This window comes from Pseudomonas mosselii (assembly GCF_003205295.1).
Classification (GTDB): Bacteria; Pseudomonadota; Gammaproteobacteria; order Pseudomonadales; family Pseudomonadaceae; genus Aquipseudomonas; species Aquipseudomonas mosselii_B.
In genome coordinates, this window is record NZ_QJRP01000046.1 from 26,327 (window position 1) to 32,432 (window position 6,106).

Genomic DNA, 6,106 nt, shown 5'->3' on the forward strand with positions numbered 1-6,106 from the left:
CGCGACAGCGCAGCCCGAATGGCTGGGCGATCGCCTAAAGGGATCGCGTCAGGGCACTGGACGCTGCATCCGCACGAAGCACTCGTCCATCCCGACCTCGGCGAACCCTCGGCGCTGGTACAGGCGCCGCGCCGGATTGCTGCTGAACACCATCAACCGCAGCCAGGGCAACCCACGCTGCGCGGTCCAGCCAGCCAACTGCTCCAGCACCCAGCCGCCCACGCCCCGGCCTCGCTGCTCGGGCAGCAGGTGCAACTCGCGGATAAACAGCGCCTGGCGGTCCTGGCTGAGGCTGCAGAAGCCCAGCACCCGGTCGCCCTCGACCACCAGCCACTGTTCGCGCCAGCCCCAGGCTTCGTCGAAGGCCTCCTCGATCCACAGCAGGTCGAATTCGCGGTAATACGGCAGCATGGCGCGGCGCGTGAGGTCACGGGCGAACGCCAGGTGCTCGTCGGTGGCGGAAATCAGTTCAAGAGGCATAGCACACCGGCGAACTGGCCGGGCCACGGCGTTCCAGTTCGTCCTCCAGCCACCGGGCCAGGACCTGGGCGTTGTTGTGCTCGATGTCCTTGCCGGCGTACAGCAAGGTCAGGTCGCCTTTGCCGGCCAGGTCCAGCAGCGGATACCAGTACTCGGGGTGGGCGGCCAGCTCCTGCTGGTAACGCTGGGTAAAACCGGCGAAGTCGAACTCGCCGGCGTGAAACGACTTGCGCAGTGCGTCGGACGGCGCCACTTCGCGCAGCCACTGCCCGTTCAGGTCTTCCTTGCGCTTATTACGGGGCCACAGACGATCAACCAGCACGCGCTGGCCATCTGCGTCCTCGACCGCCTCGTAGACGCGTTTACAGCGAATCATGCAGCACTCCTGCGACATCGTTCCCCAGATAGCCTAGGGCCTTCATTGACCGAGGTCACGCCCTGGTAACGAATTGTTTCTATGCTGAACACCTTCGGCACCACCGCCCGACGCCAACCGGAGCCCTCATGGCAACCCCGTCCCTGGCCAGCCAGTCCGACCTGACCCTGCGCAACCCCCGCCCTCAACTTGCCCACAAACCCGGACGCGCCACCCTCACCCTGTTCTTCGGCCTGCTGCTGGCCGGCCTGACCTACACCTTCTGGAGCCTCAAGCAGGATGTCAGCGCCAGCGGCACCGTGGTCACCACCGTCACCCCCTTCCTGCTGCTGGGCCTGGCCCTGCTGATCGCCCTGGGCTTCGAGTTCGTCAACGGCTTCCACGACACCGCCAACGCCGTGGCCACGGTGATCTACACCCATTCGTTGCCGGCGCCGGTGGCGGTGGTCTGGTCAGGGTTGTGCAATTTCCTCGGCGTGCTGCTCTCCAGCGGCGCGGTGGCCTTCGGCATCATCGCCCTGCTGCCGGTGGAGCTGATCCTGCAGGTTGGCTCGTCGACCGGCTTCGCCATGGTCTTCGCCCTACTGCTGGCGGCGATCATCTGGAACCTAGGTACCTGGTGGCTGGGCCTGCCGGCGTCGTCCTCGCACACCCTCATCGGCTCGATCATCGGCGTGGGCGTGGCCAACGCGCTGATGCACGGGCGCGACGGCACCAGCGGCGTGGACTGGACCCAGGCCAGCAAGGTCGGCTACGCGCTTCTGTTCTCACCCCTGATCGGCTTCGCCTGCGCCGCCCTGCTGCTGCTCGCCCTGCGCGCGCTGGTCAAGCGCCGCGAGCTGTACCAGGCGCCAGAAGGCCAGACGCCGCCGCCCTGGTGGATCCGCGGCGTGCTGATCCTTACCTGCACCGGCGTGTCGTTCGCCCACGGCTCCAACGATGGCCAGAAAGGCATGGGCCTGATCATGCTGATCCTGGTCGGCACCCTGCCGATGGCCTATGCGCTGAACAAGACCATGCCCAACGAGCAGGCCCTGCAGTTCTCGGCCGTCGCCGAAGTCACCCGCCAGGCCCTGGTGCGCGCAGTACCGGCCCCCGCGCCAGCCGATCCACGCCAGGTGCTGACCGCGTTCATCGGCGAGCCCAAGGCCAGCGCCGAGCTGGTCCCGGCGCTGGCCGCGCTGACCGGCATGATCGGCGAGGAAGTCAAAGGCTATGGTTCGCTCAAGCGCGTGCCGGCCGAAGCCATGGCCAACGTGCGCAACGACATGTACCTGACCAGCGAAGCGATCCGCCTGATCGACAAGCACCAGTTGGCTCGCTACGACGCCGACACCACCCGCCATGTGCAGTTGTTCAAGCGCCAGCTGGACGACGCCACCCGCTATATCCCGTTGTGGGTCAAGGTCGCGGTAGCCATCGCCCTGGGCCTGGGTACCATGGTCGGCTGGCGGCGCATCGTGGTGACGGTGGGCGAGAAGATCGGCAAGACCCACCTGAGCTATGCCCAGGGGGCTTCGGCCGAGGTGGTGGCCATGTGCACCATCGGTGCGGCGGACATGTTCGGCCTGCCGGTGTCGACCACCCACGTGCTGAGCTCGGGCGTGGCCGGGACCATGGTGGCCAATGGGTCGGGGATTCAACGCAAGACGCTGGTCAACCTGCTGATGGCCTGGGTGTTGACCTTGCCGGCCGCGATGTTGCTGGCGGGTTGCCTGTACTGGTTGCTGAACCAGTTATTTTGAGCCATGCGTATTGCCTGTGGAAGCGGGTTTACCCGCGAATGCGATGGTGGCGCTGCCGACGCATTCGCGGGTAAACCCGCTCCCACAGGATCGCGGATAGCTGCTTAGCTCGGCACTTTCAGCCCGCGCTGGACCGCCGGACGCTCAAGAAACTTCGCCAGCACCCGCTGAACTTCCTTGAACTCATCGAACCCCACCAACTCGCGCGCGTTGTAGCGCTCCACCAGGTTGCGCACCCAGGGGAAGATGGCGATATCGGCAATGCTGTACGCATCGACCATCCACTCCCGCCCCTGCAGGTGCCGGTCGAGCACGCCCAGCAGGCGCTTGGACTCATTGACATAGCGGTCACGCGGCCGTTTGTCCTCGTACTCCTTGCCGGCGAAGAAGTGAAAGAACCCCACCTGGCCGAACATCGGCCCGATGCCGCCCATCTGGAACATCAGCCACTGCAAGGTCTGGTAGCGCTGGGCAGGATCCTGGCTGAGCAACTGCCCGCTCTTCTCGGCAAGGTACTGCAGGATCGCCCCCGACTCGAATAACGGCAGCGGCTGGCCACCAGGGCCGTCGGGATCGAGGATTGCCGGAATCTTGTTGTTGGCGCTCAGGGAGATGAACTCGGGGCTCAGCTGGTCGTCGTTGTCGAAGCTGACCTTGTGCACCTCGTAGGGCAGGCCGATCTCCTCGAGCATGATCGAGACCTTGACGCCGTTGGGCGTGGCCAGCGAATACAGCTGCAGGCGCTCGGGATGCCGGGCCGGCCATTTGCGGGTGATGGGGAATACGGAAAGATCGGTCATGTTCGCGCCCTGAAGGTTGAGGGACTCAATTTAAAGACTGCCAGGCGTCCTGACCATCACCCAGTCTCGGTGCCGCTCGTCACCGCACGGAAAGACCGCCTCGCCCACCTTGCGAAAGCCATTGCGTCCGTAGAACCGAATGGCCCTGGCGTTGAGTTCGTTGACAGTCAGACGGACCGGGCCACCAGTGTGGGCCAGGGTAGCCTCGAGCAGCGACTGCGCGGCGCCTGTGCCGTGGGCGGCGGGCAGCACATAGCAGCGGGAAATCTCCACCAGATGATCGGCCGCGGCGATCCCCAGCTCACCGGGCGCCAGGTCGAGCATGCTGTAGCCCAGCACCTGGCCGTCCTGCTCGACCACCAGCAGGCGCTTGTGCGGGTGGCACAGGTGGGCCTGGAAGTGCTCGGGCTGCAGGTTGTGGGCGATGTAGTGCTGTTGCGCCGCAAGGGCACTGTCGGGCGGACTGGCCAGGGCGAAGGTGGCCTGGCCGATATGGCTCAAGATTACGCAGTCGTCGCTGCGCGCCGGGCGGATCTGGTAAGGCATGGCAACATCCTGTCGGGCAGCCGGTTCGCCCTCGACAATGCCACCCTTGCCCGACCCTGTCCATGTGCGCCAGACAACCAGGTTTTCCCTCTGGCCTGTTATTTTTGCCAGTAGACGCCCTTGCAGCGGCCCTCCATCTTCGCAGGACGAAAATCATCCGCACAGCCCATTGGAGAAAAGATATGACCACCGAATCAGCTCAGGAGATCGGCGTCACAATCTATGGCCAGAACAGCACCTCAGCCAGCGCTTTGAAGGTGTATCGCCAGGATTGGTTCGATGAAGATTTTGGCTTTACCATCGAAGCCGTCAGCGACGGAAATCCAGCGCATGCACAATATTGGCTGAAGTTAACCGGCTACTGGAACCCCAGAGCTGGCGACTACCTCCTAACCGCTGAAGATCAAGGCGAAAAACCACATATCCTGGTCGAATTCGGTTATTTCGAGAAATCTATCAAGGCTATTGAAGCAGGAACGTTCGAACTTCATACGATTGATTACGAAGCGCGTTCGTTGACCGGCCGATTCGAATTCCCGGTGGAACTGGACGATGCTGAGTTTGACATCGAAAGCTGGGACTTCGACGTAGCAGCCGGTACTTGATCATCCCTGCTGATGAGCCTGGCGCTTGAGCTTCTCGGTATCGACCCGCACGAACACCGAGTCAGCGGTGACAGTCAGCACATCCCCGGCCCAGACCTCGCAGATCACCCGGCTCTTGCGCCCCACCTCACCCTCGACCCGCGCCTTGAGCAGCAGCTCGACGCCCATCGGCGTGGGCTTGAGGTAGGTCAGGCTGAGCTGGCCGGTAACGCAGTCGATACGCGGCAGGCTGCCGGGCTCGCGGCCTTCGGCGCGATAGTGGTGGGCCATGGCGGTCCAGTTGGAGTGGCAATCGACCAGCATGGCCAGCAGGCCGCCGTAGACCAGGCCGGGCCAGCCGATGAAGGTCGGGTCGGGGGAATGACGGCACAGCAGGTGGACGCCGTCGTCGTCCCAGTGACTGTGCACGTGCAGGCCGCTGGGGTGGGAGCAGCCGCAGCCGTAGCAGGTGCCTTCGGGCGCGGCGAGTTGTTGCAGGGAGAGGGCTTGTTCGGTCATACGCGTCCTTGGCTTGTTGGAATTGGGAAGGAGGCTGACTGCCGATGGTAGCGCCCTGCCCGCCCCACGCCAATCAGCGTGGCCCGGAGGACGGACATCAAGGTCAGGAAGAAAACGAATGACGGCAATCGAATAATTCGTTTGCGGGATACATCCCCGCCACGCTTGGATACGACCTGAATCGAACAACAGGCCGCGTGCAGATGAATCAGGAAAGTATCAGCCAGTCCATCGCCATCGTTCACCCGATCACCCTTTCCCATGGCCGCAATGCCGAAGTCTGGGACACCGCCGGCAAGCGTTACATCGACTTCGTCGGCGGCATCGGCGTGCTCAACCTGGGCCACTGCAACCCGGCGGTGGTCGAGGCGATCCAGCAGCAGGCCGCGCGCCTGACCCACTACGCCTTCAACGCCGCGCCCCACGGCCCCTACCTGGAACTGATGGAGCGCCTGTGCCAGTTCGTCCCGGTCAGCTACCCCCTGGCGGGCATGCTCACCAACAGCGGCGCGGAAGCGGCGGAAAACGCCCTCAAGGTCGCCCGCGGCGCCACCGGCAAACGCGCCATCGTCGCCTTCGACGGCGGTTTCCACGGCCGCACCCTGGCCACCCTCAACCTCAACGGCAAGGTCGCCCCGTACAAGCAGCGCGTGGGCGAACTGCCTGGCCCGGTCTACCACCTGCCCTACCCGAGCGCGGACACCGGGGTGAGCTGCGAGCAGGCGCTCAAGGCCATGGAGCGCCTGTTCGGTGTGGAACTGGCGGTAGAGGATGTGGCGGCGTTCATCTTCGAGCCAGTGCAGGGCGAAGGCGGCTTCCTGGCACTCGATCCTGCTTTCGCCCAGGCCCTGCGCCGCTTCTGCGACGAGCACGGGATCCTGATCATCATCGACGAGATCCAGTCCGGTTTCGGCCGCACCGGCCAGCGCTTCGCCTTCCCCCGGCTGGGCATCGAGCCGGACCTGTTGCTGCTGGCCAAGAGCATTGCCGGCGGCATGCCGCTGGGCGCGGTGGTCGGGCGGCAGGCGATCATGGGCGCGCTGCCCAAGGGCGGGC

The 6,106-nt window shown here is 64.7% G+C and carries 8 protein-coding genes; 3 read left to right on the forward strand and 5 right to left on the reverse strand.

Features of this window, described 5'->3' with window-relative positions:
• Window positions 1-48: 48 nt before the first annotated feature.
• Complete coding sequence (locus tag DMX06_RS24150; protein ID WP_110739686.1) at window positions 49-480, reverse strand: GNAT family N-acetyltransferase; 432 nt, start codon at window positions 478-480, stop codon at window positions 49-51.
• Window positions 470-856: a DUF488 domain-containing protein gene (locus tag DMX06_RS24155; protein WP_110739687.1), complete on the reverse strand. Its 387-nt coding sequence runs from the start codon at window positions 854-856 to the stop codon at window positions 470-472. Before DMX06_RS24155 ends, DMX06_RS24150 begins: the two co-directional genes overlap by 11 nt.
• Window positions 857-984: 128 nt before the next feature.
• On the opposite strand from DMX06_RS24155, the gene DMX06_RS24160 reads away from it, so the two are divergent.
• Window positions 985-2,601 carry an inorganic phosphate transporter gene (locus DMX06_RS24160; protein WP_110739688.1) on the forward strand — a complete coding sequence of 539 codons (1,617 nt, stop codon included), beginning with the start codon at window positions 985-987 and terminating at the stop codon, window positions 2,599-2,601.
• Between the two features lie 104 nt (window positions 2,602-2,705).
• Here the strand turns inward: DMX06_RS24160 and DMX06_RS24165 are convergent, their stop codons facing one another.
• Both DMX06_RS24165 and DMX06_RS24170 read right to left on the reverse strand, forming a co-directional pair.
• Window positions 2,706-3,401, reverse strand: a complete 696-nt coding sequence (locus DMX06_RS24165; RefSeq protein ID WP_110739689.1) for a glutathione S-transferase N-terminal domain-containing protein — start codon at window positions 3,399-3,401, stop codon at window positions 2,706-2,708.
• A gap of 30 nt (window positions 3,402-3,431) precedes the next feature.
• Window positions 3,432-3,947: a GNAT family N-acetyltransferase gene (locus DMX06_RS24170; RefSeq protein WP_110739690.1), complete on the reverse strand. Its 516-nt coding sequence runs from the start codon at window positions 3,945-3,947 to the stop codon at window positions 3,432-3,434.
• 182 nt (window positions 3,948-4,129) lie between these two features.
• Between DMX06_RS24170 and DMX06_RS24175 the strand changes: the two genes are divergently transcribed.
• Window positions 4,130-4,552, forward strand: a complete 423-nt coding sequence (locus DMX06_RS24175) for a hypothetical protein (RefSeq protein ID WP_110739691.1) — start codon at window positions 4,130-4,132, stop codon at window positions 4,550-4,552.
• Here DMX06_RS24175 and DMX06_RS24180 read toward each other — a convergent pair whose 3' ends face one another.
• Entirely contained in the window at window positions 4,553-5,050 is a 498-nt protein-coding gene (locus tag DMX06_RS24180) for a PaaI family thioesterase (protein WP_110739692.1), read from the reverse strand.
• Between the two features lie 203 nt (window positions 5,051-5,253).
• Here DMX06_RS24180 and DMX06_RS24185 point away from each other — a divergent pair.
• Window positions 5,254-6,106: aspartate aminotransferase family protein (locus DMX06_RS24185; RefSeq protein WP_110739693.1), on the forward strand; the 853-nt coding region annotated here is incomplete at its 3' end.

Bases quoted from the DNA above. Each gene is read 5' to 3' on its own strand.
- DMX06_RS24150 (WP_110739686.1), bottom strand. From the start codon at position 480: ATGCCTCTTGAACTGATTTCCGCCACCGACGAGCACCTGGCGTTCGCC.
- DMX06_RS24165 (WP_110739689.1), bottom strand. From the start codon at position 3,401: ATGACCGATCTTTCCGTATTCCCCATCACCCGCAAATGGCCGGCCCGG.
- DMX06_RS24180 (WP_110739692.1), bottom strand. From the start codon at position 5,050: ATGACCGAACAAGCCCTCTCCCTGCAACAACTCGCCGCGCCCGAAGGC.
- DMX06_RS24170 (WP_110739690.1), bottom strand. From the start codon at position 3,947: ATGCCTTACCAGATCCGCCCGGCGCGCAGCGACGACTGCGTAATCTTG.
- DMX06_RS24175 (WP_110739691.1), top strand. From the start codon at position 4,130: ATGACCACCGAATCAGCTCAGGAGATCGGCGTCACAATCTATGGCCAG.
- DMX06_RS24160 (WP_110739688.1), top strand. From the start codon at position 985: ATGGCAACCCCGTCCCTGGCCAGCCAGTCCGACCTGACCCTGCGCAAC.
- DMX06_RS24155 (WP_110739687.1), bottom strand. From the start codon at position 856: ATGATTCGCTGTAAACGCGTCTACGAGGCGGTCGAGGACGCAGATGGC.